23 protein-coding genes are annotated in these 26886 nt (G+C 71.0%); 6 read left to right on the forward strand and 17 right to left on the reverse strand.

Going from position 1 to position 26886, the window contains the following annotated elements; all coding sequences use genetic code 11:
• The first annotated feature begins 93 nt into the window (after nucleotides 1–93).
• A complete protein-coding gene (locus ACFVYL_RS32640) occupies nucleotides 94–1521 on the forward strand; it encodes a lipase maturation factor family protein (RefSeq protein ID WP_389722382.1) in 1428 nt (475 codons plus the stop codon).
• Here ACFVYL_RS32640 and ACFVYL_RS32645 read toward each other — a convergent pair.
• Genes ACFVYL_RS32645 through ACFVYL_RS32680 form a run of 8 tightly spaced genes read right to left on the reverse strand, consistent with a single transcriptional unit; the run spans nucleotide 1464 to nucleotide 9556 of the window.
• Complete coding sequence (locus ACFVYL_RS32645; RefSeq protein ID WP_389722384.1) at nucleotides 1464–2375, reverse strand: amidohydrolase family protein; 912 nt, start codon at nucleotides 2373–2375, stop codon at nucleotides 1464–1466. The two genes, ACFVYL_RS32640 and ACFVYL_RS32645, sit on opposite strands and share 58 nt — an antisense overlap.
• Entirely contained in the window at nucleotides 2372–2686 is a 315-nt protein-coding gene (locus ACFVYL_RS32650; RefSeq protein ID WP_389722386.1) for an L-rhamnose mutarotase, read from the reverse strand. The genes ACFVYL_RS32645 and ACFVYL_RS32650 overlap by 4 nt, the downstream gene beginning before the upstream one ends.
• Nucleotides 2683–3726, reverse strand: a complete 1044-nt coding sequence (locus tag ACFVYL_RS32655; RefSeq protein ID WP_389722388.1) for an aldo/keto reductase — start codon at nucleotides 3724–3726, stop codon at nucleotides 2683–2685. The genes ACFVYL_RS32650 and ACFVYL_RS32655 overlap by 4 nt, the downstream gene beginning before the upstream one ends.
• A complete protein-coding gene (locus ACFVYL_RS32660) occupies nucleotides 3723–4478 on the reverse strand; it encodes an SDR family NAD(P)-dependent oxidoreductase (protein WP_389722390.1) in 756 nt (251 codons plus the stop codon). Before ACFVYL_RS32660 ends, ACFVYL_RS32655 begins: the two co-directional genes overlap by 4 nt.
• Nucleotides 4475–5815, reverse strand: coding sequence for an L-fuconate dehydratase (locus tag ACFVYL_RS32665; protein ID WP_389722392.1), 1341 nt, complete (start codon nucleotides 5813–5815; stop codon nucleotides 4475–4477). Before ACFVYL_RS32665 ends, ACFVYL_RS32660 begins: the two co-directional genes overlap by 4 nt.
• A 48-nt stretch (nucleotides 5816–5863) precedes the next feature.
• Nucleotides 5864–6901 (reverse strand): ABC transporter permease, encoded by a 1038-nt coding sequence (locus ACFVYL_RS32670; RefSeq protein ID WP_389722394.1) that lies wholly within the window; start codon nucleotides 6899–6901, stop codon nucleotides 5864–5866.
• The gene (locus tag ACFVYL_RS32675; protein WP_389722396.1) at nucleotides 6894–8429 is read right to left on the reverse strand and encodes a sugar ABC transporter ATP-binding protein; all 1536 of its coding nucleotides are present in this window, start codon (nucleotides 8427–8429) and stop codon (nucleotides 6894–6896) included. The genes ACFVYL_RS32670 and ACFVYL_RS32675 overlap by 8 nt, the downstream gene beginning before the upstream one ends.
• Nucleotides 8430–8437: 8 nt before the next feature.
• The gene (locus ACFVYL_RS32680; protein WP_389722398.1) at nucleotides 8438–9556 is read right to left on the reverse strand and encodes a sugar ABC transporter substrate-binding protein; all 1119 of its coding nucleotides are present in this window, start codon (nucleotides 9554–9556) and stop codon (nucleotides 8438–8440) included.
• Between the two features lie 183 nt (nucleotides 9557–9739).
• Here ACFVYL_RS32680 and ACFVYL_RS32685 point away from each other — a divergent pair, with 183 nt between their 5' ends.
• Both ACFVYL_RS32685 and ACFVYL_RS32690 read left to right on the forward strand, forming a co-directional pair.
• Nucleotides 9740–10450: a FadR/GntR family transcriptional regulator gene (locus tag ACFVYL_RS32685; RefSeq protein WP_389722400.1), complete on the forward strand. Its 711-nt coding sequence runs from the start codon at nucleotides 9740–9742 to the stop codon at nucleotides 10448–10450.
• Nucleotides 10451–10543: 93 nt separating this feature from the next.
• On the forward strand, nucleotides 10544–11689 hold the full coding sequence (locus ACFVYL_RS32690; protein WP_389722401.1) for a pentapeptide repeat-containing protein: 1146 nt from the start codon (nucleotides 10544–10546) through the stop codon (nucleotides 11687–11689).
• Here the strand turns inward: ACFVYL_RS32690 and ACFVYL_RS32695 are convergent.
• Both ACFVYL_RS32695 and ACFVYL_RS32700 read right to left on the reverse strand, forming a co-directional pair.
• Nucleotides 11634–12251, reverse strand: coding sequence for an HAD-IA family hydrolase (locus ACFVYL_RS32695; protein WP_389722403.1), 618 nt, complete (start codon nucleotides 12249–12251; stop codon nucleotides 11634–11636). The two genes, ACFVYL_RS32690 and ACFVYL_RS32695, sit on opposite strands and share 56 nt — an antisense overlap.
• A gap of 52 nt (nucleotides 12252–12303) precedes the next feature.
• A complete protein-coding gene (locus tag ACFVYL_RS32700; RefSeq protein WP_389722405.1) occupies nucleotides 12304–13527 on the reverse strand; it encodes a hypothetical protein in 1224 nt (407 codons plus the stop codon).
• Nucleotides 13528–13666: 139 nt separating this feature from the next.
• Between ACFVYL_RS32700 and ACFVYL_RS32705 the strand changes: the two genes are divergently transcribed.
• Nucleotides 13667–14389, forward strand: coding sequence for a hypothetical protein (locus ACFVYL_RS32705; protein WP_389722407.1), 723 nt, complete (start codon nucleotides 13667–13669; stop codon nucleotides 14387–14389).
• Between the two features lie 6 nt (nucleotides 14390–14395).
• On the opposite strand, the gene ACFVYL_RS32710 is transcribed toward ACFVYL_RS32705, so the two are convergent.
• The 5 genes from ACFVYL_RS32710 to ACFVYL_RS32730 all read right to left on the reverse strand — a co-directional run bounded on the left by ACFVYL_RS32710 (nucleotide 14396) and on the right by ACFVYL_RS32730 (nucleotide 22092).
• A complete protein-coding gene (locus tag ACFVYL_RS32710; RefSeq protein WP_389722409.1) occupies nucleotides 14396–17413 on the reverse strand; it encodes an alpha-mannosidase in 3018 nt (1005 codons plus the stop codon).
• Between the two features lie 81 nt (nucleotides 17414–17494).
• A complete protein-coding gene (locus ACFVYL_RS32715; protein WP_389722411.1) occupies nucleotides 17495–18772 on the reverse strand; it encodes a glycosyl hydrolase in 1278 nt (425 codons plus the stop codon).
• A gap of 38 nt (nucleotides 18773–18810) precedes the next feature.
• On the reverse strand, nucleotides 18811–19632 hold the full coding sequence (locus ACFVYL_RS32720; protein ID WP_389722467.1) for a carbohydrate ABC transporter permease: 822 nt from the start codon (nucleotides 19630–19632) through the stop codon (nucleotides 18811–18813).
• Nucleotides 19633–19721: 89 nt separating this feature from the next.
• Entirely contained in the window at nucleotides 19722–20699 is a 978-nt protein-coding gene (locus ACFVYL_RS32725; RefSeq protein ID WP_389722413.1) for a carbohydrate ABC transporter permease, read from the reverse strand.
• A 94-nt stretch (nucleotides 20700–20793) separates the two neighbouring features.
• Complete coding sequence (locus ACFVYL_RS32730; RefSeq protein ID WP_389722415.1) at nucleotides 20794–22092, reverse strand: extracellular solute-binding protein; 1299 nt, start codon at nucleotides 22090–22092, stop codon at nucleotides 20794–20796.
• A gap of 303 nt (nucleotides 22093–22395) precedes the next feature.
• On the opposite strand from ACFVYL_RS32730, the gene ACFVYL_RS32735 reads away from it, so the two are divergent.
• A complete protein-coding gene (locus ACFVYL_RS32735) occupies nucleotides 22396–23409 on the forward strand; it encodes a LacI family DNA-binding transcriptional regulator (RefSeq protein ID WP_389722417.1) in 1014 nt (337 codons plus the stop codon).
• Between the two features lie 220 nt (nucleotides 23410–23629).
• Here ACFVYL_RS32735 and ACFVYL_RS32740 read toward each other — a convergent pair whose 3' ends face one another.
• Together ACFVYL_RS32740 and ACFVYL_RS32745 are read right to left on the reverse strand one after the other, a co-directional pair.
• Entirely contained in the window at nucleotides 23630–25195 is a 1566-nt protein-coding gene (locus ACFVYL_RS32740) for an alpha-L-fucosidase (RefSeq protein WP_389722419.1), read from the reverse strand.
• A 446-nt stretch (nucleotides 25196–25641) separates the two neighbouring features.
• Nucleotides 25642–25815: a hypothetical protein gene (locus tag ACFVYL_RS32745; protein WP_389722421.1), complete on the reverse strand. Its 174-nt coding sequence runs from the start codon at nucleotides 25813–25815 to the stop codon at nucleotides 25642–25644.
• 213 nt (nucleotides 25816–26028) lie between these two features.
• Here ACFVYL_RS32745 and ACFVYL_RS32750 point away from each other — a divergent pair, with 213 nt between their 5' ends.
• The gene (locus ACFVYL_RS32750) at nucleotides 26029–26865 is read left to right on the forward strand and encodes an SDR family oxidoreductase (RefSeq protein WP_389722423.1); all 837 of its coding nucleotides are present in this window, start codon (nucleotides 26029–26031) and stop codon (nucleotides 26863–26865) included.
• Nucleotides 26866–26886: the final 21 nt, after the last annotated feature.

Genomic DNA, 26886 nt, shown 5'->3' on the forward strand with positions numbered 1-26886 from the left:
CAGGGCTACGGGCGGGCCCGCAAGCGGGCGGGGAGCCCCCGGCGCCCGCCCGGCGTCACTGCCGAAATCCCTGACCAGCGGCACAATGGGCCCGTGGAGTGGTTCACGGCGGACGCGTACTGGCTGAGCCGGCTGATCTTCCAGCGGGCCCTGGCAGCGGTCTATCTCGTGGCGTTCCTGGGGGCCGCCCTGCAGTTCCGGGCGCTCCTCGGCGAGCGCGGGATGCTGCCGGTGCCGCGGTACGTCGCCCGGGTGCCGTTCCGGCGGGCGCCGAGCCTGTTCCATCTGCACTACTCGGACCGGTTCTTCGCGCTCTGCGCGTGGACGGGGTGCGGGGTGGCGGTGGCGCTGCTCGCCGGTCTGGACGGACAGCTGCCGCTGTGGGGCGCGATGCTGCTGTGGCTGACCCCGTGGGCCCTGTACGTCTCGATCGTGAACGTGGGGCAGACCTGGTACGGCTTCGGCTGGGAGTCGCTCCTCCTGGAGGTGGGCTTCCTCGCGGTCTTCCTCGGCAACGACCGCGTCGCGCCGCCCGTCCTGGTGCTCTTCCTCCTGCGGTGGGTGCTGTTCCGCGTCGAGTTCGGCGCCGGGCTGATCAAGATGCGCGGGGACGCGTGCTGGCGCGCGCTCACCTGTCTGGACTTCCACCACGAGACGCAGCCGATGCCAGGACCGCTGAGCTGGTTCTTCCACCATCTGCCCAGGCCCGTGCACCGGGTGGAGGTCGTGGCCAACCACGTGACCCAACTCGCCGTCCCTTTCCTGCTGTTCACGCCCGGCCCGGTGGCGACGGGCGCGGCCTGCCTGATGATCGTGACCCAGCTGTGGCTGGTCCTATCCGGCAACTTCGCGTGGCTGAACTGGCTCACCATCGTGCTCGCGGTGTCCGCACTCGACCTGTCCCCCTGGCACACGGCGCCCGAGGCCGCGGGGCCGCCGCTCTGGTACGAGGTGGTCGTCACCGCCGTCGCCGCGGGGCTCTTCGCGCTGAGCTACCGCCCGGTGCGCAACCTGCTGTCCCGGCGGCAGGTCATGAACCGCTCGTTCGATCCGCTGCACCTCGTCAACGCGTACGGCGCGTTCGGGAGCGTCAGCCGGGTCCGCCAGGAGGTCGTCATCGAGGGCACGGCGGACACGGTGCCCCGCGAGGACTCCGACTGGCGCGCCTACGAGTTCAAGGGCAAGCCCGGTGACGTACGCCGCTGGCCGCGCCAGTTCGCGCCCTACCACCTGCGGCTCGACTGGATGATGTGGTTCGCGGGCCTCTCCCCCGCGTATGCCGGGTCGTGGTTCGGCCCGCTGGTGGAGCGCCTCCTGGACGGCGACCGCGACACGCTGCGGCTGCTGCGGAATTCGCCGTTCCCGCCCGGCGCGCCGCCCGCGTACATCCGCGCCCGGCTCTACCGCTACCGGTACACGAGTCGGCGGGAGCTGCGCGAGACGGGCGCCTGCTGGGAGCGTAGTTACGTCCGTGAGTTCCTGCCGCCGACGCGGCTCGCCCCGCCCGCCCAGAGCCCGTAGACGCGGCGGGCCGTGCCGCCGAAGACCTCGCCCCGTTCCTCGGCGCCGAGCGACCGGGTCAACAGCCTTGCCGCGTCCAAAACTTCGGCGTACGCCGCGGCCGTCGTGCTGACCGGCCAGTCGGAACCGAACATGAGCCGCCCCGGGCCGAAGGCGGTGAGAACGGTGTCCGCGTAGGGCCGCAGGTCGTCCACCGTCCACGTCTTGTGGTCGGCCTCGGTGACCATGCCGGAGAGCTTGCACACCGTGTTGGGGCGGACGGCGAGCGCGCGGACCGCGGAGGCCCAGGGTTCGAGGGCGCCCGTGACGATGGGCGGCTTGCCCAAGTGGTCCAGGACGAAGACGAGTTCGGGCAGCTCGGCCGCGATCTTGGCGCAGGCGGGCAGTTGGTGGGGCAGGACGACGAGGTCGTAGACGAGACCCGCGTCGGCGACTGCCGTGAGGCCTCTGCGGACGTCGGGGCGCAGCAGCCACTCGGGGTCGGGTTCCTCCTGGACCTGGTGGCGGATGCCTGCCAAGCGCTGTCCGCCCGGGAGTTCGCGGAGCGCGGCCAGCGTGTCGGCCACGTCCGGGCGGGTGAGGTCGGTCCAGCCCACGACCCCCGCGACCAGTTCGCTGTCGGCCGCGAGGGCCAGCAGCTCCGAGGTCTCCTCGGCGGCGGTGACCGTCTGCACGAGGACAGTGGCGGTGACGCCCGCGGCGCGGGCCTCGGGCGCGAGATCGGCCAGGGAGAAGTTCCTGCGGAGCCCCGCGAGGGACTCACCGGTGATCCACTCCTGGTCGCGCACGGACAGGTCCCACACGTGGTGATGGGCGTCGACGAGGGCAGGCGCGGTCCCGGCGGACCCGGTCACGGCAGCTCCCACACCACGGGCAGCCCGGCCTCCGCGCCGTCGGCGGAGTAGTCGTGGACGACGTCGAGCAGCTCGGCCATCCGCGCCTGCCAGGCGACGTTGACCGGCAGCTTCTCCAGCTCGGCGAGCAGCAGGGCGTAGTCCTCGCACTCCAGGACGTGGAACAGGTCGGTCCTGCTGCGCCAGATCGTCCAGGAGGTGGCGCCCGCGGCGCGGATCGCGGTGGTGAGTTCGGCGGGCACCTCGCGGTGCGCGGCGTCGTACTCCTCGACGCGGTCGGCGCGGACCTTGGTGTGCAGCGCGACTCTCACAGCCGGTCCCTTCCCCGTACGCCCTGCGGTATGTCTGCCCGGGCCTCTTGGGGCACCGGCACGTCCGGGGGCAGGAGCCCGGTCTCGCGTGCCTCCCGCCAGAAGTCGGCGGGTACGTCGGCGGCGAACTGTGCGGCGGCGTCGGTGACCTGCTCCGGCGCGTGGATGCCGACAAGGACGCTGGCGACCGCGGGGTGGCCGAAGGGGAAGGCGAGGGCGGCGGCCCGCAGGGTGGTGCCGTGCCGCTCGGCGAGGGTCCGCAGGGCTTGGGCGCGCGCGAGCAGCCCGGGCGGCGCCTCGGTGTAGTCGAAACGCGCGCCCGGCCTGGGGTCGGCGAGCAGGCCGGAGTTGAAGACGCCGCCGATGACGATCGAGGCGCCCCGCTCGGCGGCCGCGGGAAGCAGCTCGGTGAGGGCCTGGTGGTCGAGGAGGGTGTAGCGGCCGGCGCAGAGCACGGTGTCGACGTCCGTGTCACGGACGAAGCGCGTCAGCATCCCGGCCTGGTTCATGCCCGCGCCTATCGCGCCGACGACGCCTTCGGAGCGCAGTTTCTCCAGGGCCGGGTAGCCCTCGCGGAAGGCCTCTTCCTCGTGGTGGTCGGGGTCGTGCAGGAAGACGACGTCCACGCGGTCGATGCCGAGCCGCGTGAGGCTGGCCTCGATCGAGCGGCGCACGCCGTCCGCGCTGAAGTCCCAGACCCTGTGGTGTGTCCTCGGCACCGCGAAGCCACCGTCGGCGAGGTCGTTGCCCCTGACGTCGTCGGCGGGCTCCAGGAGCCTGCCGACCTTCGTCGAGATGACGTACGAGGAGCGGTCCCGGCCGCGCAGTGCCTCGCCCAGCCTGCGCTCGGAGAGGCCGAGGCCGTAGTGCGGGGCGGTGTCGAAGTAGCGGATGCCCGCGGCCCAGGCGTGGTCGAGGGCGGCGGCCGCCTGTTCGTCGGTGATCGGCGTATGGAGATTGCCGAGGCCGGCGGCGCCGAAGGACAGCTCGGTCACCTCGACGCCGCCGGGGCCGAGGGGGCGGCGCGGGAGGCCGCTCACGGGGTCACAGGCCGGAGCCGCAGGCCCTGCATGCCGCCGTCGACGGCGAGCGCGGTGCCGGTGGTGGCGCCGGACAGCGGGCTCGCCAAGTAGGCGATGGCGCCCGCGACTTCGTGCGCCGTGACGAGCCGTCCGGTGGGCTGCCGGGCTTCCAGCGCGGCCCGCTCGGCGGCGGGGTCGGGGGCGGCGTCCAGGAGGCGGCCGATCCACGGGGTGTCGGCGGTGCCGGGGTTGACGCAGTTGACGCGGATGCCCTCGCGTACGTGGTCGGCGGCCATCGCGAGGGTGAGGGAGAGCACTGCCCCTTTGGACGCCGCGTACAGGGCACGCTGCGGGAGACCGGCGGTCGCGGCTATGGAGCAGGTGTTCACGATCGCCGCGCTCGACGACGTGCGCAGGTGGGGCAGGGCGGCGCGGGTGGTGCGGACGACACCGAGGACGTTGACGTCCAGGACGGTGTGCCACTGGGCGTCGTCGTTGTCCTCGACGGTGCCCTGGGCGCCGATGCCCGCGTTGTTGACCAGTACGTCGAGCCCGCCGAGGTCGGCGGCGGCCGCCGCGACGGCCGCCCGTACGGAGGCGTCGTCGGTGACGTCGGCGGTGTACGGGTGCAAGGGCTCCTCGACGCCGCTCGGGTCGAGGTCGAGCACGGCGACCCGGGCGCCGCGCGCGGCGAGGAGTTCGGCGGTGGCCCGGCCGATGCCGGAGGCGCCGCCGGTGACGAGGGCCGCGAGCCCCTGGAAGTCGGTCATGCGGTAGCTCCCTTCTCCTGTGCGAGGTCGGCGGCCCAGAACGTGCCGCCCGGATAGGTGAATTCGGCGATGGACTCGGCCCGCATGGTCGCCGAGAAACCGGGTGCGGTGGGGGCCGTGTAGTGGCCCGCGCGCAGCACGACGGGGTCGGTGAAGTGCTCGTGGAGGTGGTCGACGTACTCGATGACGCGGTTCTCGGTGGTGCCCGCGAGCGCCACGTAGTCGAACATCGACAGGTGCTGGACGAGCTCGCACAGGCCGACACCGCCCGCGTGCGGGCAGACCGGGACGCCGAACTTGGCGGCGAGCAGCAGGATCGCGAGGTTCTCGTTGACTCCGCCGACCCGTGCCGCGTCGAGCTGGAGGATGTCGATGGCGCGGGCCTGGAGGAGCTGTTTGAAGACGATGCGGTTCTGTACGTGTTCGCCGGTGGCGACCTTGACCGGAGCGACGGCGGTGCGGATCGCGGCGTGGCCGAGGACGTCGTCGGGGCTGGTGGGCTCCTCGACCCAGTAGGGGTCGAACTCGGCGAGCGCGCGGGTCCAGCGCACCGCCTCGTCGACGTTCCAGCGCTGGTTGGCGTCGACGGCCATGCGGATGTCCGGGCCGATCGCCTCGCGGGCGGTGCGGCAGCGGCGGATGTCGTCGGCGAGGTCCGCGCCGACCTTCAGCTTGATCTGGGTGAAGCCGTCGGCGACGGCCTGCCTGGCGAGCCGGGTGAGCTTCTCGTCGCTGTAGCCGAGCCAGCCGGGCGAGGTGGTGTAGCCGGGGAAGCCCCGCTCGATGAGGCGGGCCGTGCGCTCCGCCGCCCCCACCCGTCCGTCCCGCAGCAGGCCGAGGGCCTCGTCGGGGGTGAGGGCGTCGGCGATGTAGCGGAAGTCGACCTGGGAGACGAGCCATTCGGGCGTGGCATCGGCGAGCAGCCGCCACAGCGGCTGCTCCGCGCGCTTGGCCGCGAGGTCCCAGGTGGCGTTGACGACCGCGCCGATGGCCATGTGCATCACGCCCTTCTCGGGGCCGAGCCAGCGCAGCTGGCTGTCGCCGGTCAGGGCGCGGCTCACCGTGCCGGGGTCGGCACAGATCTCGTCCAGCGGGCGGCCGATGACGTGGTGGCGCAGGGACTGGATCGCGGCGACCTGGACGTCGTTGCCGCGGCCGATGGTGAAGGTGAAGCCGTGCCCTTCCAGGCCGTCGCCGGCGTCCGTGCGCAGCACCACGTAGGCGGCGGAGTAGTCGGGGTCGGGGTTCATCGCGTCGGACCCGTCAAGCTCCCGCGAGGTGGGGAACCGTACGTCGTAGGTGTCGACCGCGGTGATGCGGGCGGGGGTCGGGGACACAGGAGGCCTTTCCTGAAGGGAACGGGGGCGCGGGGAACCGTCGGGAGGTCAGTCCTGTGCGCGGCCCGTGGTGACGCGCGCGATCATCAGGGCGACCAGGATGATTCCGCCGTAGATGGCCTGGATCCAGAAGGACGGCACCTGGGCGAGGGTGAGCAGGTTCTGTACGACACCGAGCAGCAGCACGCCGGTGAGGGCGCCGGACATGGTGCCCTTGCCGCCGTCGAGACTGATGCCGCCGATGACGGCGGCGGCGAACACGGTGAAGATCATGTTCTGGCCCTGGTTGGCGTTGATGGCGCCGACGTAGCCGGTCTGCATGAGCCCGCCGACCGCGGCGAGGGCGCCGGCGACGACGAACACGCCGAGCATGACGCGGTCGACGCGGATGCCCGCGGCGCGTGCCGCGTCCGGGTTGCCACCGATCGCGTACAGGGCGCGGCCCACACGGTGGTACTTGAGGACGAAGCCCGCGACGCCGAAGGCGGCCGCCGCGAGCCACACCGACATGGGGATGTTCAGGAAGGTGGTGGTGGCAAGGGTGTAGAAGGCGTCGGACATGCCGAAGAGGGTCTTGCCCTCGGTGGCGCCGACGAGCAGGCCGCGCAGCACGATCAGCATGGCGAGCGTCACGATGAACGCGTTCAGCCTGAGCTTCACGACGAGGACGCCGTTGAAGGCGCCGATGACCGCGCCGACGAGCACGATGGCGAGGATGCCCACGACCGCGGGCAGGTCCGTGCCGAATCCGGCCTGCGCGGCGGGCAGGACGAGGAGCGCGCCGACGGCGGGCGCGATGCCGACGACCGACTCGAGGGACAGGTCGAACTTGCCGGTGATGAGGACGAGCGACTCGGCGAGGACGACCATCGCGAGGGCGGCGGAGGCGCCGAGGACCGAGATGAGGTTCCGCTCGGTCAGGAACGTGTCGTTGACCAGGGCGCCGAACACCATGAGCAGCAACAGGGCCGGTAAGAGGGCGAGTTCGCGGGCGCGGCGAAGGAGCACGGTCTTCGCCGCCGCCTTGTCGCGCCCCAGGCGCACGGGAGTCGTGGTCGAGGCCGACGGGGCCTTCAGGTCAGCCATGGTCCACTCCTTCGATGGCGGCGATCAGCTCGTGGTCGTTGAAGCCCGCCTCGTACTCCGCGACGACGCGGCCGTGGAAGAGGACGAGGACGCGGTCGCAGCGGCGCAGGTCGTCCAGTTCGTCGGAGACGACGAGGACCGCGGTGCCGTCCTCACGGGCGTGGTCCACGCGCGCGAGCAGGGACTCCTTGGACTTCACGTCGACGCCCGCGGTCGGGTTGATGAGGACGAGCAGGCGGGGATCGGAGGCGAGCGCGCGGGCCATGACGACCTTCTGGGCGTTGCCCCCGGAGAGGTCGGACACGGGCTGGTCGGGCCCCTCGGCGTGGATGTCGAGCCGGTCGATGAGGTCGTCGGCGAAGCGGCGCCTGGCGCCGGTGCCGACGAAGCCGTGGCGGCCGAGCCGGTCCAGGACGCTCATGGTGGCGTTGTCGCCGATGGTCATGCCGAAGACGAGGCCCTGGCCGTGCCGGTCGCGCGGGACGCAGCCCACTCCGGCGCGCAGGGCGGCCGTCACATCGCCGAATGGCAGTTCCTCGCCGTCGAGCCGGGCGGTGCCGGCGGTCGGGGTGTGCAGTCCGGCGAGGCTCTCCGCGAGGTTGATCTTGCCGCTGCCGGAGGATCCCGCGAGGCCGACGACCTCGCCCTTGCGGACGGTCAGGTCGATGTCGGTGTAGGACTCGCTGGTGAGTCCCTCGACGGCGAGCAGCACGGGGGCGTCGCCGGGGACTCCGGTCCTTGCCACGGCCCGCTCCGCCTCGGCCTGTTCGGCGATGACCTCGCCTGCCATGGCCTCCACCAGGGCCGCGCGCGGCAGTTCGGCGACGGGCGCGCTGGTGATCCAGCGGGCGTCGCGCAGCACGGTGACGGTCTGGCACACCTCGTACACCTCCTGGAGGTGGTGCGAGATGAACAGGAAGGTGACACCGGACTCCTGGAGCGCGCGCATGCGGGTGAAGAGGCGCTCGATCTCGCGGTTGTCGAGCTGCGCGGTCGGCTCGTCGAGCACGATGAAGCGCGCGCCGAAGCTCAACGCCCGGGCGATCTCGACCATTTGGCGGTCCTCGACCTTGAGGTCGGCGGTGCGGGCAGCGGGGTCGACGCGCACGTTCCAGGTGCCGAGGACCTCCGCGGCCTCGGCCCGCAGTCTGCGCCAGCTGATGAGGCCGCCGCGGCCCTGGGGCTGCCGGTTGATGAAGAGGTTCTCGGCGACGGTCAGTTCGGGGACGACGGTGGGCTTCTGGTAGACGCAGGCCACCTTGTGGCGCCAGGCGTCGCGGTCGGTGAGCGGCGGCGCGGGCTCGCCGTCGAAGCGGACGGTGCCCTCGTCGGGTGCCTGGAGCCCGGTGAGGACGGTGACGAGGGTGGACTTGCCCGCGCCGTTGCGGCCGACGAGGGCGTGCGACTCGCCCGGCAGGACGGTCAGGCGGCCGTCCCGCAGGGCGACAGTGGGTCCGTACCGCTTGACGATGCCGGAGGCCTCGACGAGCGGCGGCGCAGCGGTACGGTCCGCGGGGGGCTTGGTCATCGGATCGCTCATGTGACCGTGTTGCCCCACAGCTTGGAGTCGTCGACGTTGTCCTTGGTGACCAGCGGGGCGGGCAGCTGGTCCTCGAGGATGCCGCTGGGCAGCTCGACGATCTCGGAGCCGTGGTCGGTCGGTCCCGGCTTGAACTTCTTCCCGTTCATCGCGGCCTTGATGTAGTACATGCCGTACTTGGCGTAGGCGTCGGCGGGCTGCGAGACGGTGGCGTCGATCTGGCCCTTGCGGATCGCGTCGAACTCCTGCGGGATGCCGTCGTTGGAGACGACGGTGATGTGCCCCTTCTCCCCCAGCTTCTTGAGCAGCCCCTTGGACTTGAGGGTCTGCAGGGTGGGCGCGAGATAGACGCCGCCCGCCTGCATGTAGATGCCCTTGAGGCCGGGGTGGGAGTTGAGCAGCGTGTCGAGCTTGGAGGCGGCCGTGTCGGACTCCCACTTGGCGGGGATCTCCAGGACCTTCAGCTTCGGGAACCTCTTCTCGACGCAGTCGCGGAACGCCTTGGAGCGCTCACGTCCGTTGACGGAGGCCAGGTCGCCCATGATCTGGACGACCTCGCCGGTCTTGACCTGCTTGCCGAGGTAGTCGCACGCCTTCTGGCCGTACGCCACGTTGTTGGCCCGCACCACCATCGCGACCTTGCCCTTCTCGGGCGCGACGTCCACGGCGACCACGGGCACGCCCTTGCGTTCAGCCTGGTCGAGGCCCGCGGAGATCGCGGCGCTGTCGAGCGGTGCGACGACGAGGCCCTTCACACCCTGGTTGAGCTGGTTGTTGATGTCGGTGATCTGCTGCGAGGGGTCACTGTTGGAGTTGACGGTCTTCATCGCGTCGACGTCCTCGGACTTCGCCATCTTCGGCACGTAGTCGTTGTACGACTGCCAGAACGGCGAGGTCAGCAGGGGCAGGACCACCCCGACCCTGCCTTCCCCGCCGCCTCCGCCACCGGGCGATGCGGTGTCCTTGGTACTGCCGCACGCCGCGAGCACGAGGGACGCGCAGGCGGCCGCGGCGGCGGCGCGCACCGCCCGCGAAGTCCCCCTGCTGCCGGGCCTGTTGCTTGGCCTGTTCCTCGGCCTGTTGCTGGACCTGTTGCGCACATTCCTGCCGGCCATCTTGACGGCTCCTCATCGAGGGAGATCGAACGGGGAATCCAGGATCCGATGACGCGAATATTTATCAGACCACTTGGCGCCCACAACACCCCTCGTCGTCAACTTTTCGCACTTTCCGGCCGTAGTGGTCGGACCACATCTCTGGCTAGACTGCGGCGCACTCGGCTAGTGGAGGAGCGTTACGTGGACCAGCCAGACCAGTCCGCCCCGCAGAAGGGCACCGTGACGCAGCGGGCCATCGAGCAGATCAAGGCGATGATCGGCGAGGGCCGCCTGGAGCCGGGCCAACGCCTGCCCACCGAACGGGACTTGGCGGCGCAGCTGGGCATATCGCGCTCCTCGATGCGGGAGGCGATCCGGGCGATGACGGTCCTCGGCGTCCTGGAGGCCCGGCACGGCTCCGGCATCTACGTCACGCAGCTGGAGGCCGGCGACCTCCTCGAGACCTTCGGAGTGGTGGCGGACCTGTCCCGCGGGCCGCGCCTGGTCGAGCTCCTGGAAGTACGCCGGGTCCTGGAGTCCACCGCGACGGCGCTGGCGGCCGCACGCATCTCGCCGGACCAACTGGCCGACGTCGAGAAGCACGTGCAGGCCATGAACGCCACCGACGACCCGGAGGAGATCCTCTCCCACGATCTGGCGTTCCACCGCACCATCGCCCTCGCGGCGGGCAACGACACGATGGCCGCGATACTGGAGGGCCTCTCGTCCCGCACGTTCCGCGCCCGGGTGTGGCGCGGCTACCAGGAGGAGGACGCCTTCGAGCGCACCCGCCGTGAACACGCCCGCATCCACCGGGCACTCGTGGCGCGGGACCCGGAGGCGGCCAGGGCCGCGGCGGCGGCGCACGTGGGAGAGGTGGAGGAGTGGCTGCGGGGGCAGCTTGAGGGGTAGCCGAGCCGCTCTCCCGAAGAGGCGACTGGGCACGGCGCCGCAGAGGGGTGCCTGAACTCTGGTGCGGGCTCGGAAGTTGCGGTGTCATGGGTCATGGACCGGAGCTACGACTGGAGACCACGAGCGCTCAGGTACGCGCTCACGGTCCTCATATCGCTGGGCACATGCCTGCTCCTTCTCGGTCCGGTCTCCTGGCTGCTCGCGGGCGACACGGTGCGGGACCTGCCGGTCCGACAGCGGCCACAGGCGCTGGACGAGGTTCGCCGCACCGTGCTCACCGTCGCGACGACCATCGCCGGGCTGGCCGGCCTGGGGTACACGATCCGCACGTACTACCTCTCCCGCCGCGGCCAGGTGACCGATCGCTACGGCAAAGCCGTGGCGCAGCTGGCCTCGGCGAATCTCATGGAACGACTGGGCGGCGTGTACTCGCTCGAGCACGTGATGCGGGAGTCGGAACAGGACCACGAGACCGTGGTCGGCGTCCTGGCGGCGTTCGTGCGCACGGAGTCCCCGGTCCGGCGCGACCGGGCCGCCACCTCGGCGGTGCGGGAGGACGTCGCGGCCGCCGTGACCGTTCTGGCCCGCAGGCCCGCACACGTGGAGAAGAACCGGATCGACCTGCGCAACACCGACCTGACCGGACTGGAACTACTGCCCGACCAGGACGGCAACCGCCCTCGACTCCGCTGGGCCGACCTGTGCGGAGCGTGGCTGACCGGAGCCCGGATGCCCGGTGCGGATCTCAGGGACGCGTGGCTGGGCGGCGCCGACCTGACGCGGGCCGACCTCACCGGCGCCGACCTCACCGGCGCCTGGCTCAGCAAGGCGACGGCGCGGGAGACCGTACTGACGAGGGCGACGCTGGTGACCACGCGGCTCGATGAGACGGTGCTGGAACACACCCACTTCGAGGAAGCAGTGCTGACCGAATCCTGGTTCAACCATGCGAAGCCGGACCACGCGTGCTTCTCCGGTGCCGACCTCACCCTGGCGTGGCTGCGCGACGTGAATCTGGCGAACAGTCAGGGACTCGTCCTCGATCAGGTGCTGGCCGCATGCTTTCTGGCGCGTTCGACACCCCCGACCGGCATGGCGGGCCATCCTTCAATCCTGGCGCGGCAACGGGAGTTGCAGAACTCCCCGCAGCGCCACCTGGGCGATCACCCTTTCCCCTGGCCCGTCAGACGGACAGAGCGCGGCTCAAGCCGCTCGCGCCGGAGAAGAGCACAGACCTGATCCCGAGCGCCCGGGCGCCCGTCACGTTGGCCTCGCGATCGTCGACGAAGACGACATCTGCCGGGCCTGCTCCCAGGACGCCCAGCGCCGTCCGGTAGCAGTCCGCGCCCGGCTTCGCCGCACGGATCTCGCTGCTGCAGATCACGTGCTCGAACGGCGCCAGCCAGGTCAGGCCCCGCAAGGCGGCGGCCAGCGACAGCGGCGCGTTGGACAGCACGGCGAGGCGCATTCCCGCCGCGACCGCGTCCCCGACGACCGAGAGCGTCTCGTGGTCGGGATACAGCCAGCTGTCCACGTCCAGTGCGTCCAGAGTGGCGATCCGGCAGGGAGACCACCCGGCGCCCAGTCGGGCCGCGACTTTCGTCCAGTACTCGTCGCGCGAGACGCTCCCGGTGTCGTATGCGTCGCGCTCGCTCCAGTAGGCGGTCCAGAACGGGGCGAACTCGGCGTCCGCCACGGCTGCCATGCGGCGACGGTCGGCCTCCGGCTGGTGCCGGGCAAGGACGCCCGCGAAGTCACTGAGCAGCCAGCAGGGCCGGGCCCGGTCCGACTCGTCCCCCATGGGTTCCTCCTCGTCCTCAGGGTCCTCAGGGTCCTCAGGGTCCTCAGGCGGTTCAGCGGGTGCGGATCCGCAGGGCTTGCCGGTGCCGCCAGGCCAGATCCAGACAGGCGCGGGCGGCGGGCAGGGTGGTCGGGTCGTTCACGTACGTCTGCACCGTCTCCTGGTCGAACGGGAGCCCCTGGTACGGACGCTTCTTCCCGCCCCGCATGGCGTCGAGCGTCCCGGGCAGGCGGTCGTCGTCACTCAGGAGGCGGCCGCCTCTGCCCTCCAGCCTGCCCTCCATCGTCTCTCGCTCCATGGCGGCGAAGACCCGGTCGAAGAGACGCTCCTCGAAGACACAGACCGTAAGGATCTCCGGCTTCCAGGTGAGCGGGTAGAGCCCGCACCCGAGGTAGTGACACCGGGCGCCGCCGCCGCGCAGAGCGGATTCCACATCTGCGTGCTGCGCCGTGAAGTCGACCGGCGTGCCATGGGTCCTCGGGTCGTTCACGTCCGGGGCTCCGAGAAGTTCCTCGGCGTACTCGCGGATGATGGTCGAGCGCAGGTCCAGGTCGTCGCCGCCGGTCGTGTGCCCGCTGTGGGGGCCGCCGGAAGGCTGGAACTCTCCCGCGGGCACCACGTGCACCGTGCCCCGGGCGGTGGCGACCGAGGTACGCCGGTGCAGGTAGAAGACGGGCCCACGGCGCGAGGCGCGGATGGTGAGGGTGTTCACGCCGGGTGTCGCGCAGCGCCCCGCGAAGTGGAAGGGATCCGCAAGCGACTGGCGATAGGGACCGACGATCGTGGCTCCCCCGGTCTCCACGTACCGCTTGGCGGCCTCGTACCCCAGCGCCTCGCCGGTGTCGTACCAGTCGAAGTAGGAGCCCATGGTCAGGGTCAGAGACGTGTCGGGGACCGACGGGTCGAGACCGAAGAGGCGGAATGAAGGAGCGTTGAAGAACATCGAGGGCTTCGCGTACGCGTCGACCGCGGCGGAGTAGGTCGGGACGGTCGCCCCCTCGACGGTGGGCCAGTAGGGCGCCAGCAGCCTCTTGGCGGCATCGAAGCGATCCACCCGGGGCGCGGAGTAACGCAGTTGAACGTCGTCGAGCGGGAGCGGTTCGCGCGGGATCCAGCCCCTCCTGGTGAGCAGCGGCACCCGGGGATCCGCCAGGTGGTCCCGGTGCTCCTCCAGGGACTTTCCGACGAGGCCGGTCACCAACTGACCGACATAGCCGTGCAGTTGCCTGAAGCGGTCCTCTCGCCACTGGGCTGTTGCGGAGCGCCGATGGGCCATGGGGACTCCCGGTCTGAGTGCCTGGCCCCAGCGTGGCAGAGACCCATTCACGGCGTCACCCGATCGGCGGCCGGAACCCCGTACGAGCGGGTCAGGAAAACCAGCGGCGCGATCCGGATGACCCTGACACCATCCATCCGTGATCAACGACCCTCGTGACGCCCCCGACGGGGCTGCGGCGGCAGCCGCGCGCAACAACGCCGACTGGTGCGACGCCGTCTGCCGCTCCCACGGAGTGGCGGGTGCGATCGAAGGAGGACTGTGGGCCAGCGCCCGGCGCACTCCCCCGCTCTACCCCGACGCCGTAACGCTCTCGCCCGACGTGGCACCCGGGGACGTACCGGGCCGCATCGACGTCACATCGCCCGGCGCCTCCGTCAAGGACAGCTTCGGTGTGCTTGACCTGTCCGCGGTCGGCTTCGAGGTGCTCTTCGAGGCGCAGTGGATCCACCGGCCCGCGACGGAACCCGCACCGCGGCGCGCCGGTGGATGGGAGCCGGTAGGGGGCGTCGACCGGCTGCTCGCATGGGAGGCCGCTTGGAGCGGTGCCGGGGAGAGCGCGGGACTGTTCCGGCCCGCGCTGCTCGACGACGGAGCGGTATTCCTGGCGTCCGCGGCCACAGGTCCCGTCACCGCGGGTGCCATCGCCTACCCCGGCGCCGATGTCGTCGGCATCTCCAACCTCTTCGCCGCCGACGACGACCTGGATGCTGCCTGGCGCTCCTGCCTGGCGGCCACGGACCGGCTCTGGCCGGGCGTGCCCGTCGTCGGGTACGAGGGCGGCGACGACCTGGCCGCCGCCGTCCGTCAGGGGTTCACGCCCGTCGGCCCGCTGCGCGTGTGGCTGCGGGCCGACAGGTGAGAGGCCTCAGGCCCGCGTGAACCGCAGGGTCACCAGCTCGAACGGGCGCAGGGTCACCGGCACGGCGTCGTCCACGAGCTCCGGCGCCGCCACCCCGTCGAGCGGCCGCTCGAGGAGGTCGGTCACCGCGACCGAGCCCGCCGGGAAGCCGGCCGTCAGCGTGGCCTTCGCCCGGCCGCCGTGGGCCTCGTGGAAGCGGACGACCACGTCGCCGCTGCCGTCGTCGGCGAGCTTGACCGCCGTCACGACCACCGCGTCGTTGTCGACCGTCACCAGCGGAGCCACGTCGGCACGCCCGGTGACCCGGCGCTCGGGCAGGTTGATGCGGTAGCCCTCGCGCACCGCGTCGCCGATCGCCGCGCCCGGCACCAGCGCGTGCCGGAAGCGGTGCACTCCCTGGTCGGTCTCGGGGTCGGGGAAGCGGGGGGCACGCAGCAGCGAGACGCGGACCGTGGTGGTCGTACCGGAGTCCTCCTCGCGCACCGTGCGGGTCACGTCGTGCCCGTACGTCGAGTCGTTGACCAGCGCGACGCCCCAGCCCGGCTCCTCGATGTGCACGAAGCGGTGGTTGCACGCCTCGAACTTGGCGGCCTCCCAGCTCGTGTTGGTGTGCGTGGCGCGGTAGAAGTGGCCGAACTGGGTCTCCGACGCGTACCGCTCCGCGTGAATGTCCAGCGGGAAGGCCAGCTTGAGGAACTTCTCCGTCTCGTGCCAGTCGACCTCGGTGTCGATGTCGAGGCGCTGGGTGCCGGGCGTCAGCGTAAGGACCTGGGTGAGGCGCGAGTCGCCGAACGTGCGCACCACCCGGACCGAGGCGCCCTCGCCCGCCGCGACCTCGTCCGCCTCAGTGAGGTCGGTGACGGTGTTGCGGTAGAACTCGTCGACGTCCCACGCGTCCCACATGTTCGGGAAGTCGGCATGGACCTGGGGCAGGTTCGCCGCCCGGCCCGGCGCGACGGTCTCGCGGCCGGCGAGCAGGTCGTACGCGGAGACGACGAGACCGCGGCCGTCGACCTCCACCCGCAGCAGGCCGTTGTCGAGGACGAAACCGCCCGCCTCGCGCGGGGCGCGTGTCGAACCCCCGTCGACGGCGGCGGCCCGGGCGCCGCCCGCGGGGACTCCGTCCCGGGTGTGCGGCGTGGAGTTGAAGACCAGCGCGTCGGCGCCCTCGCCCGCGAGCGCGCGCTGGGCCTTGTCGATGATGCCGTTGAGCTCCTGGGCGAGCGACGCGTAGGTCGCGCGGGCCTCGCGGTGCACCCACGCGATCGACGAACCGGGCAGGATGTCGTGGAACTGGTGGAGCAGCACCGTCTTCCAGATGCGGTCCAACTGCTCGTAGGGGTACGTGAAGCCGTCCAACCGCACGGCGGCGGTGGCCGCCCACAACTCCGCCTCGCGCAGCAGGTGTTCGCTGCGCCGGTTGCCCTGCTTGGTGCCGGCCTGGCTGGTGAGGGTGGCGCGGTGCAGTTCGAGGTAGAGCTCGCCGACCCAGACCGGCGCGTTCGGGTACTCGGCCTCGGCCTTCTCGAAGAAGGCGGCGGGAGTCTCCCACTCGACGGTCGCCGAGCCCTCCAGGTCCCGCAGTCGCGCGGCCTTGGCGATCATCTCGCGGGTGGTGCCGCCGCCTCCGTCACCCCAGCCGGTGGGCGCCAGCGAGTGCCGGGCGACGCCCTTGTCCTTGAAGTTCTTCGCCGCGTGGGCGATCTCGCTGCCCTTCATCGAGCAGTTGTAGGTGTCGACGGGCGGGAAGTGCGTGAAGATCCGGGTGCCGTCGATGCCTTCCCAGTTGAAGGTGTGGTGCGGGAAGCGGTTGGTCTGTGACCAGGAGATCTTCTGCGTGAGCAGCCACTTGGAGCCGGCCGCCTTGATGATCTGCGGGAGCCCCGCCGCGAAGCCGAAGGTGTCGGGCAGCCACGCCTCGTCGTTCTCCACGCCGAACTCGTCGAGGAAGAAGCGCTTGCCGTGCACGAACTGACGGGCCATCGCCTCCGAGCCCGGCATGTTCGTGTCCGACTCGACCCACATGCCGCCCGCGGGCACGAACCGCCCGTCGGCGACCGCCTTCTTGACCTTCGCCCACACCTCGGGGCGGTGCTCCTTGATCCACGCCCACTGCTGGGCCTGCGACATGGCGAAGACGAAGTCCGGCTCGTCCTCGATGAGCGCGGTCATGTTGGACGTCGTACGCGCCACCTTGCGCACCGTCTCGCGCAGCGGCCACAGCCACGCGGAGTCGATGTGGGCGTGGCCGACGGCGCTGATGCGGTGGGCGGAGGGCTCGGCGGGGGTGGTGAGCACCCCTTCGAGCAAGGCGCGGGCCGCGGCGGCCGACCCGTTGACGTCTTGGAGGTCGACGGCGTCGAGCGCCCGGCCCACCGCGCGCACGATGTCGTAGCGCCGCCCGGAGTCCTCGGGCAGCTCCCGCATGAGCTCCCCGAGCACTTCGAGGTCGATCACCAGCTGCCACACCGTCTCGTCGAAGACGGCGAGGTCCATGCGCTCCAGGCGGTACTGCGGCTCGCTGCCCGCGGTCTCCTTGTCGCCCAGCCGCGTGGGCAGGAAGGGGTGGTAGTCGAGGATGACGGGGTTGGAGGCGGCCTCGACGTGCAGCCGCACCTCTTCGCCGCCCTCGGCGGGCGCGGCGATCCGCACCCACTGGTTGCGCGGGTTGAGGCCCTTCACCGGGGTGCCGTCGGGGCGGTAGACGAGGCCCTCGCACTGGAAGCCGGGCATGTTCTCGTCGAAGCCGAGGTCGAGGATCGCCTCGACGCTCCTGCCCGCCCACTCCTTCGGCACGGTTCCGGTCACCCGGAACCAGCTGGTCCCCCAGGGCGCGCCCCACCGCTCCCCGACGGCGGTCGGCGACGGCTCGGCGGCAAGGCCTTCGGCGACCGGCACCGGCTCGCCCGGCGCGTTCCACACGGCGACGTCGAGCGGTACGGAGGCGGGATACACGGCGGGCCTGATGCGCTCGTCCAGAACGCGCTTGAGGCGGGCTTCGACCAAGGTGCGGTCGTCATGCATGAGGGGTCTCCCAAGGGATAGTCAGCCCGTCCGGCGTTTTAGGACGAGCGCGAAGCGCGATCTACGGTGCGACGTCCCGGCCTAGCTCACCACCTCCGGCGACACGACCTCCGCGATGCCCCGCGCAGCGAGATGCTCCGCGTCGGCGGCCCGGCTCGCCAGAACCGCCGTGGGCCGCACGCCGTCCGCCACCAGACGGGCGAACGCCTCGAAGACCGCCCCGCCGGGGGCACACTCAGGCCGCCGCGACGTGGCGTCGTCCACGACGAGCGCGGTCGTACGGGGCGCCGGCGCGTAGTCGCGTCCGCGCCACTCCTTCGCGATGCGGGCGATCGCGGCGCCCGCGGGCTTGACCTGCCCGTCGTTGGTCAGAAGCCCGAGGCTGTACTCCAGCTCGGGGAAGTCCGCGAGGTCCCGCGAGACATCGTGGGAGCACCACCACGTCACGCCCCACACGTCCTGGCAGTCGAGCGCGGCGGCGATCGTCTCCTCGGTGAAGGCGGCGGCGTGCTCGGCGGGGATCAGCGGCGCGGGCGCGCCGACCTCCTGCAGCCAGACGGGCCGGCCCGGATCGAGCGCCCACGCCTTGGACAGCTCGATCATGTACGCCGCGTGGTGGCGCGTGGCCGTACCGGTGCGCCCGTGGCGCTGGGCCGTGCCGTTGAAGACCCAGGAGTGCACGGCGGTCACCGCGCCGAGCCGGGCGGCCTGCGCCGGGGTGAAGGGCTGGTCGTGCTGGTACCAGGCGGCGTCGTACTCGGCGTGCAGGTGCAGCTTGCCGGGGGCGCCGTCCTCGCAGGCGGCGAGGACGGTGCGCAGCCAGGTCTCCGCCTGCTCCTCGGTGACGCGGTCGGGGTCGGGGTGCGGGCCCGCCGAGAACTGGTTGATCTCGTTCCCGATGGTCATGCCGATGAAGTTGGGCCGGTCGGCGAGGGCGGCGGCGAGCGTGCGCAGGTACGCGGCCTGCCCGGCGACCACGTCGGGGTCGGTGAAGATGTTGCGCCGGTGCCAGGTCTGGGTCCAGGCGGGCAGGAAGTCGAAACTGGACAGATGCCCCTGGAGGCCGTCGACGTTGACGTCGAGGCCGCGCTCGGCGGCCGCGTCGGCGAGCTGGACCAGCTGGTCGACGGCGCGCGGGCGAATCAGGGTCCGGTTGGGCTGGAAGTACGGCCAGATCGGGAAGACCCGGATGTGGTCGAGGCCGAGCGCGGCGATGGCGTCGAGGTCGGCGCGTACGGCGTCGAGGTCGAAGTCGAGCCAGTGGTGGAACCACCCTTGCGCCGGGGTGTAGTTGACGCCGAAGCGCGGCGCGCCCGAGGGCGCCGCGAGGGGCAGTGCGGAAGGCGATGCGGAAGGCAAATGCGGATCCTGGTTCTGGGAGTGCGGGAAGGCGTCGCTCAGCCCTTGACTGCGCCCTCGCCGACCCCGCGGAAGAAGTACCGCTGCAGACAGGCGAAGAGGACGATCAGCGGCAGCACGGCGATGACCGTGCCCGCGGCGACGAGGCGCTCGTCGTTGGCGAACGTGCCGTGCAGATAGTTGAGGCCGATGGTGAGCGTGAACCGGTCGGGGTCGCTGAGCACGATCAGGGGCCACAGGAAGTCGTCCCAGGCGCCCATGAAGGCGAAGATCGCGACGACCGCGAGGGTCCCCTTGACGGCGGGCAGCGCGATGCGCAGGAAACGCTGCCAGACGTTCGCGCCGTCCACGAAGGCGGCTTCCTCGATCTCGTAGGGCACGTTGAGGAAGGCGTTGCGCATCAGCAGCACGTTCAGCGCGGAGACGCAGCCGGGCAGCAGCACACCGATGAGGGTGTTGTTCAGACCGAGCTCACGCATGGTCGTGAACTGGGCGATGATGATGCCCTCGACGGGCACCAGCATGGCCAGGATGAACACGACCGTGGCCGCCTTGCGGCCGCGGTAGCGCAGGCGGGCCAGGGCGTAGCCCGCGAGCGTGGCGCCGACGCAGTTGGTGACGACGTTGGCGGCGGCCACCTTCAGGGAGTTGAGCGCGTAGTCCCAGACGGGGATGGTGTCGGCGACCCGCTCGTAGTTGTGGAAGGTCGGGTCGGAGGGCAGGAACTTCGGCGGGGAGCTGAAGATGTCCTCGTGCGGTCCCTTCAGGGACGTGGACAGCTGCCAGAGGAACGGACCGATCATCAACGCCAGTACGGCGAGCAGGAGTCCGTAGCGCAGGACGATCTCCCATACGGGCATCCGGCGGCCGTTCTCGTCGGTGATGCGCCGTCGGGGCCTGGGACGCGCGGCGCGTTCCGTGGCCGTCGGGGGGATCTGCTCGGTGGTGGTCACGCGTCCTCCTTGCGGTCCGCCCGCAGCACGAGCAGCATCAGCGCGACGGTGACGACGAAGACGACGACCGAGATCGCCGAGGCGTAGCCGACCCGTCCGGTCAGGCCGGTCCCGACGCGCTGCACCAGCATCACGAGGGTGGTGTCCTCGCCTGCCGGGCCTCCGGTGGGTCCCGCCATCAGATAGACCTCGGAGAACACCTTGAAGGCGGCCACCGAGGAGAGCGCGCCCACCAGGACCATGGTGGAGCGCACGGCGGGCACGGTGACGGTGAAGAAGCGGCGCACCGCTCCCGCGCCGTCGACCGCCGCCGCCTCGTGGAGCTCGCGCGGTACGTTGGCGAGCGCCGCGAGATAAATGATCATGTAGTAGCCGAGGCCCTTCCAGATGGTGACGGCCATGGCGCTGAACAGCAGCAGCCACTGGTCGCTGAGGAAGCCGGCCTTGCCGACGCCCACCGCTTCGAGGACCGCGTTGACCAGGCCGCGTTCGTCGAGCATCCAGACCCAGATGAGGCCGACGACGACGATCGAGGCGACCACCGGGGTGTAGAAGGCGGACCGGAAGAAGGTGATGCCGGGGATGTGCTTCTGGACGAGCATCGCGAGCAGCAGGGGCAGCAGGACGAGCGCGGGGACGACCCCGAGGACGTAGATCGTGCTGTTGCGCAGGCCGATCCAGAACATGTCGTCGTGCAGCAGCTCCGAGAAGTTGGCGAAGCCGACGTACTCGCCGGGGATCAGCGTCCGTTTGTCCGTGAAGGAGTTGTTGAGCGTGCTGATGAACGGATAGAGGATGAAGACGGCGACGATCACGAGCCCGGGAGCGGCGAACAGCCAGGGACTGGTGGGCAGTTGACGCCGGATGCGGGTGCCGCCCGCGCCGCGTCGGGCGTCGGCGGGCCGGCCCTTGAGTGCCGGGCCCGCGGTACTTGTGTCGGACGAGGTCGCCTTGTCGGCGGTGGGGCTCTTCATGGCTGGTGTTCCCGGGTCGTGGCTCGGCACGGCTCAGCTCGGCGCTGCGCCGGTCGGCTCGGCGTTCGGCTCCGCGCCGAGCCCTGCGTTCGGCTCAGCTCTGCTGCAGCAGTCGGTCGCAGTTCTTGACAGCGTTGTCAAGCGCGTCCTTCGGGCTCTCCTTGCCCTGCAGCGCCTTGGCGACGTTGTTGCGCAGCTCGACCTTCATCTGCTCGCTGAACATCACCGGCGTGTAGTTCACCGCGGTCTTGATGGACTTCGCGGCGGCGATGCGGACCCGCGTCTCCTCCTTGCCGTCCTGCTCGGTGAAGTACGGGTCGTCGAGGGAGCCCTTGGTGCTGGGGAAGATCGCGACCTTCTTGGCGAACGACATCTGGTGCTGGGCGTCGGTGACGAAGTGCGCGAAGGCGACGGCGGCCGGAGTCTGCTTGGTGCGGGCGTTCACCATCACGCCCATCACGTACATGTTGTCCTTGCCGGTGCTGCTGATCTGCGGGGTGATGCCGATGTTCTTGTAGAGGTTCGGCGCCTCCTTCTTGAACTTCTCCAGGTCCAGGGCGCTGCCGGGGTTCATCGCCACGGACTCGGTGAGGAACTTCTTGCCCGTCGACTCCGGGGTCGCTGTCAGCGCCTGCCCGTCGAGCGCCTTGGCGTCGTACAACTTCTTGTACTTGGTGAGGAGTTCGACACCCTTGGCGTCGTTGAAGGTGAAGCCGGTGCCTTCCTTGTTCATGAGCGGCACGCCGTACCGCCCGAAGTCCTCGACGGTGGGCACGTTGGCGAGCGTGGCGACCTTGCCATCGCTCTTCTCGGCCAGCTGCAGCGCCTGGTCGAAGAGCTGGTCGTACGTCTTCGGGGGCTTGTTCTCGTCGAGGCCCGCGTCCTTGAAGAGGCGCTTGTTGTAGAAGAGCGGCCCGGTGTTGAGGTACCAGGGGAAGGCGTACGTGCCGTCCATGCCCGGTATCTGGTGGCTCTTCCAGGCTCCGGGGAGGTACTCCTTCTCGTACTTGCCCGCGGCCTTGCCGAGGTCGAGGGCGAGGCCCGCCTTGGCGAGCGGGGCGACCAGGTCGGGCGAGACGTTGACGACGTCGGGCAGGGTCCCCGCGGCGGCGTCCGCGCTGATCTTGTCGGCGTAGCCCTCGCCCGGCTGGTCGACCCAGTGCACCTCGGTGCCGGGATACTTCTTCTCGAACTCGTCGACCAGGCCCTCGAAGTACGGCTTGAAGTTCGCCTTGAGATTCCAGGTCTGGAAGGTGATCTTGCCTTCGATCTTCCCGGACGCGTCCTGGGAACCGCCGCCGTCATCGCCGTCGCCACAGGCGCTCAGCGGCAGCAGGACGGCGAGGACGGCGCCTGCGGCGACCGCTCTGCGGGGGATACGGGAGATACGCACGGTGAAACGGCTCCTTTGCTCGGCCCAGCGTGAGACGGCGGTGACTGCGACCGTCCGAGCCGGGCAATCCACGCCGAGGCAGACCCTGCATGGAGTCGTGGCGCAAAGTCAATGGATTCGTGGAAAACAATTCCAAGATCGGTCGATCCTCCGGACAACACCCAGGTCAGGACGGCAGGTTGAGAGTCTTGCGGTGGATGACTAATGCGCTTTAGGGTCGAACAGCTCAAGCGCATTAGTCTCCGTGAGCCAGGAAAGGGGCAACGGGTGCAAGGCAAGCGGTCACCGGCACGCCGGCCGACCATGAAGGACATCGCGCGTCGCGCCGGGGTCTCCGAGAGCGCCGTCTCCTTCGCGCTCAACGACCGGCCCGGCGTCTCCGAGGTCACCCGCGACCGGGTCCGCAGGGTCGCGGAGCAGCTGGGCTGGCGGCCCAGCACGGCGGCGCGCGCCCTGTCCGGCGAGGGTTCGGCGACAGTGGGCCTCGTGGTGGCGCGTCCGGCGGCGACGCTGGGCATCGACTCGTTCTTCCTGCAGCTGATCTCGGGCATCCAGGAAGTGCTCGCGGAGCGGCACTTGGGTCTGCTGTTCCAGGTGGTGGAGGACGTGGCCGCCGAGTGCGCGGTCTACCGCCACTGGTGGGCCGAGCACCGGGTGGACGGGGTCCTGGTCGTGGACCCGCGCACGGACGACCCGCGCCCCGCCCTCCTGGACGAGCTCGGGCTCCCCGCGGTGGTGACGGGCGGCGTGCCCGACCCGGACGCCGGGCACCCGGGCCTTTCCACGGTGTGGGCGGACGACGCGGGCGCGATGGCGTCGGTCGTCGGCCATCTGCACGCGCTGGGACACCGCCGCATCGTGCACGTCGCGGGCATGGAGGGGCTGGCGCACACCGAGCGCCGTATCCGCACCCTGCGCGCCGAGGCGGCGAACCGGGGCCTATCGGGGGTGCGTTCGGTGACGACGGACTACTCGGACGCGGAGGGCGCCGCCGCGACCCGGCGGGTCCTGGAATCCGCCGAGCCGCCGACTGCTCTCGTGTACGACAACGACGTGATGGCCGTGGCCGGCGTCGCCGCCGCGAGCTCCCTGGGCTTCACGATCCCGGGCGACGTCTCGGTCGTCGCCTGGGAGGACTCGGCGCTCTGCCGGATGGTGCATCCGTGGCTGACGGCCCTGTCCCGGGACACGGTGTCGTTCGGCCGCACGGCGGCCCGCGAGCTCCTCGCCCTCCTCGACGACGGCCCGGCCGCCACGGTCCAGGTGCCGCTGCCGCGGCTCATCGAACGGGAGAGCACGGGGCCCGTCAGGAGCTGAGCGGCAGCGCCTCCCGGCGGCGGTCGACGACCTCTGCCCAAGCGTCAACTGCCCGGGCAGCCAGCGGTGGACCTGGACCCTCTGGTCCGCGACCCACGCCGCTCGGCTTCGTCCGCGCCGACGGCCTACTCCTGGTCATCGGGGCGAATCTCGGCGCGTCGACCCGCCCCGACCCGGTACCGCGACCTCCTCGCCCACCCGCATGTCAACCCGGGTCCCCTCACACCTCCGAGCGGTAGAGGCCGAACTCCGCGACCCGCACCGTGTCCCGTGACCGCGTCACACGCAGCCGCCACCGCCGCGCCGTCACCGGAGCGGCCAGCGTGAGAACCCGGCTCGCGCCCGCCGTGTCCACCTCGGTCACGGTCCGCCAGCCGTCGCCGGTGTGGGCCTCGACGACCGCGTGCTCCAGCTGCTGCCCGTGCCGGATGTCCTCGGCGAGGCGGATCCGGTCCACCTCGCGGGCCCTGCCCAGGTCCACGGTGACCGTGCCGGCGCCTCGGTCGTGCCGGATCCGGGCACCGCGGGTGAGGTCCCGGGGCAGTTCCCCGCGGATCCGCTCGCGGAACTCGCGCAGCCGTGCCACGTCCGCGTCCGGGAGCCGACCACGCCGGTCCGGCGGAATGTTCAGCAGGAGTACGGAGTTGCGCCCCACCGAGCGGAACCAGATGTCCGTCAACTCCTCGACGCTCTTGGGTTGTTCGTCCTCGTGGTAGAACCACCCCGGCCTGATGGACACGTCGCACTCGGCGGGCCACCACTGCAGGTACTGGGCGACGGAGCGCGCCTCGACGAGCGCTTCGCGGCTGCCCTGGTCGGGCGCGTCGTACTTGAGGGCGTAGTCGATGCTGCCGTTGCCGGAGTCCTTGACGGGGACGACGCTCCACTCGTTCTCGCGCGCCAGACCGCCTTCGTTGCCGACCCAGCGGACGTCGGGCCCGCGCACGGCCATCGTGGCGTCCGGGGCGAGGGCGCGGATCAGCGCGTACCAGCTGTCCCAGTCGTACGTCTCCACCTTCTCCGGCGGGATGCGGCCCTGTGCCCCGTCGAACCACACCTCGTCGACCGGGCCGTACTCGGTGAGTACCTCGTAGAGCTGGTTGAGCATGTGGGCGCCGTAGTCGGTGGCGTCGAGGGCGAAGGTGCGCCGGCCTCTGCCCGACCGGTCGTCGCCGGGCACGAGGGTGGGGATGGTGCGGGTGGCGCGTTCGCTCCCGTTGGCGTAGACGCCGTCGAGGTACTGGTTCTCGTCGGCGGGCGAAATGTAGACGCCGACCTTGATGCCGTACCGCCGCAGCGAATCGGTGAAGGAGCGCAGCACATCGCCCTTTCCGCCCCGCCAACTGCTGCTCGCCACACTGTGTTTGGTGTACCGCGAGGGGTAGAGCACGAAGCCGTCGTGGTGTTTGACAGTGAGGATGGCGAGCTTGAAGCCGCCGTCGCGCAGGGCTCGCGCCCACTGGTCGGTGTCGAGTTCCGCCGGCTGGAAGACGTCCGGGTCCTCGTCGCCGGTACCCCATTCGAGCCCGGTGAAGGTGTTGACGCCGAAGTGCAGGAACGCGGTCTGCTCCAGCTTCTGCCAGGCGATCTGACGGGCGGTGGGGCGGACGCGGGATGCCTTGGCCACGAGGATCTCGGGGGTGTCCGTTGGGCCGATGCGGATACGGTGGGGCGGCTTTGCACCGTCGGACGGGCGGCCGGCCGCGGCCGCGGCGAGCGAAGCGCTCGACGCGGTGAGGGCCGTGGTGACGGCGGCGGCCATGAAGAGGCGTCTGCTGACGGTCATGGGATGCCGATCTCCTTCGGGGGCGGGAAGCGTCACGCTCCTTCACGATGTCGCCGGGGCGGGCGGCTCCGCTGCGGCACCGGCGGCCGGGACCGGCGCCGCGACGAGGAGCGGAGCGGAGCGGCGGCGGGAAGCGAACGCAGTGCGGTCATGAGGTCCGATGATTCAAGCGTCCCCACGGAGGTGTCAATGCATCGTGCACCACGGAGGCTTGGACATTTGCTCCGTCCAGCAAGGCTCCATCCAGCGCGCCTCACTCCCGCGCCGCAGCCCACCGACCCAACCGCATCCGACCGAGTCATCGGATGAATCCCGAACGAGGCTCGGCACCGCACCGCACCGCATCCGCCATGCCTGTCCGCATGACACACCCGCGCCCCCTGCCTCGGGAAGAGGCCGGGGGCGCGTGGCGAAGCCGATCGGGAGAATCCCGGACCGGTACCGGGTCAGTCGATGCCCGGGAGGATGTGCGGCTCGGCGAGGTCGTCCTCGTAACCGGCCAGACGGATGGGGGCCGCCTTGGCCCATGCCTCCAGGTTGCGGAGCTTCGCGGGCCTGCCGGCCCGTTCGCCGCCGCCCTCGGCCGGCTGCTTTTCGTGCTTCGTCAGATCGGGTGTCACCGCGCACTCCTCTGTGTCGCGTAACGGAAGGTCAGGGCAGTTCGGTCGCGGTGGCGCCGTTCTCTGGCGGGACCGCGGCCGTGATTACCGGCCTGTCCCCGGGCGGCCGAGGGAGGCTTGTGGCTCCCTGATGGGTACCCGTTCGCCCTAGGTTAACCAAATGAGCAGCCCCGCGCTCGATGGGGCTCCAACGGCAGGGGTTGATTCCGGACAATGACGGACCAGGCGGGGCACGAAAGGGAGCATTCGCCAGTGGCGTTGGTGACCGGCGGCTCCCGTGGGATCGGGTTCGCCGTCGCCGAGGCGCTCGGGGCCGCGGGCCATCGGCTCGTCGTCACGGCGCGTGACGCCGACGGGGTGCGGACCGCCGTGGACGCACTGCGAGCGACTGGCGTGAAAGCGGTCGGCCGTGCGGGCGACGTCGCCGATCCCGCGCACCTCGAAGCCTGCGTGGACCTCGCGATGCGGGAGCTGGGCCGGATCGACGTCCTGGTGAACAACGCCGCGACGAACGCCCCCTACGGTCCACTGATGGACGCCGATCCCGACGTGTGGCGCACCGCCTTCGCCGTCAACGTCGACGCGGCCCTGCGCCTGACCCAACTCGCCTGGCGTGCCTGGCTGGCGGAGCACGGCGGCGCGATCGTCAACATCTGCACGGAGGGCGCCGAGCACGTGGGCCCGAACGTCGGCGCGTACGGCACGAGCAAGGCCGCGCTGCTGCACCTCACCCGTCAGCTCGCGGGCGAACTCGCCCCGGCCGGGCGGGTCAACTCCGTCTCCCCCGGCCTCGTCCGCACCGACATGGCGCGTTTCGTCTGGGCGGGGTCGCAGGAGCAGGTGGCGGCGGGGCTCCCGCTCGGCCGCATCGGGGAGCCCGACGACGTGGCGCGGGCGGTGGCCTGGCTGGTCTCGGACGCCGCCCGCTGGATCACCGGCGCCGACCTGCTGGTCGACGGGGGTACGCGGGTGCGTGCGGCGTCCATGGCGAAGGGCCCGTCGTACGCGGTGCACGAGCGCCTGCGTACGACGGGCCCCGACATTCGGTGATCACCGGGTGCGGCCGGGCGC

Origin of the sequence: Streptomyces sp. NPDC058308, from assembly GCF_042880275.1 — a bacterium.
In the GTDB taxonomy this organism is placed as follows: Bacteria; Actinomycetota; Actinomycetes; order Streptomycetales; family Streptomycetaceae; genus Streptomyces.

Excerpts from the sequence above, each read along its gene's own strand:
- ACFVYL_RS32660 (WP_389722390.1), bottom strand. The coding sequence starts at position 4,478 with ATGACCGACTTCCAGGGGCTCGCGGCCCTCGTCACCGGCGGCGCCTCC.
- ACFVYL_RS32670 (WP_389722394.1), bottom strand. The coding sequence starts at position 6,901 with ATGGCTGACCTGAAGGCCCCGTCGGCCTCGACCACGACTCCCGTGCGC.
- ACFVYL_RS32675 (WP_389722396.1), bottom strand. The coding sequence starts at position 8,429 with ATGACCAAGCCCCCCGCGGACCGTACCGCTGCGCCGCCGCTCGTCGAG.
- ACFVYL_RS32680 (WP_389722398.1), bottom strand. The coding sequence starts at position 9,556 with ATGGCCGGCAGGAATGTGCGCAACAGGTCCAGCAACAGGCCGAGGAAC.
- ACFVYL_RS32690 (WP_389722401.1), top strand. The coding sequence starts at position 10,544 with ATGGACCGGAGCTACGACTGGAGACCACGAGCGCTCAGGTACGCGCTC.
- ACFVYL_RS32695 (WP_389722403.1), bottom strand. The coding sequence starts at position 12,251 with ATGGGGGACGAGTCGGACCGGGCCCGGCCCTGCTGGCTGCTCAGTGAC.
- ACFVYL_RS32700 (WP_389722405.1), bottom strand. The coding sequence starts at position 13,527 with ATGGCCCATCGGCGCTCCGCAACAGCCCAGTGGCGAGAGGACCGCTTC.
- ACFVYL_RS32710 (WP_389722409.1), bottom strand. The coding sequence starts at position 17,413 with ATGCATGACGACCGCACCTTGGTCGAAGCCCGCCTCAAGCGCGTTCTG.
- ACFVYL_RS32720 (WP_389722467.1), bottom strand. The coding sequence starts at position 19,632 with ATGCCCGTATGGGAGATCGTCCTGCGCTACGGACTCCTGCTCGCCGTA.
- ACFVYL_RS32725 (WP_389722413.1), bottom strand. The coding sequence starts at position 20,699 with ATGAAGAGCCCCACCGCCGACAAGGCGACCTCGTCCGACACAAGTACC.
- ACFVYL_RS32735 (WP_389722417.1), top strand. The coding sequence starts at position 22,396 with ATGAAGGACATCGCGCGTCGCGCCGGGGTCTCCGAGAGCGCCGTCTCC.
- ACFVYL_RS32740 (WP_389722419.1), bottom strand. The coding sequence starts at position 25,195 with ATGACCGTCAGCAGACGCCTCTTCATGGCCGCCGCCGTCACCACGGCC.
- ACFVYL_RS32750 (WP_389722423.1), top strand. The coding sequence starts at position 26,029 with ATGACGGACCAGGCGGGGCACGAAAGGGAGCATTCGCCAGTGGCGTTG.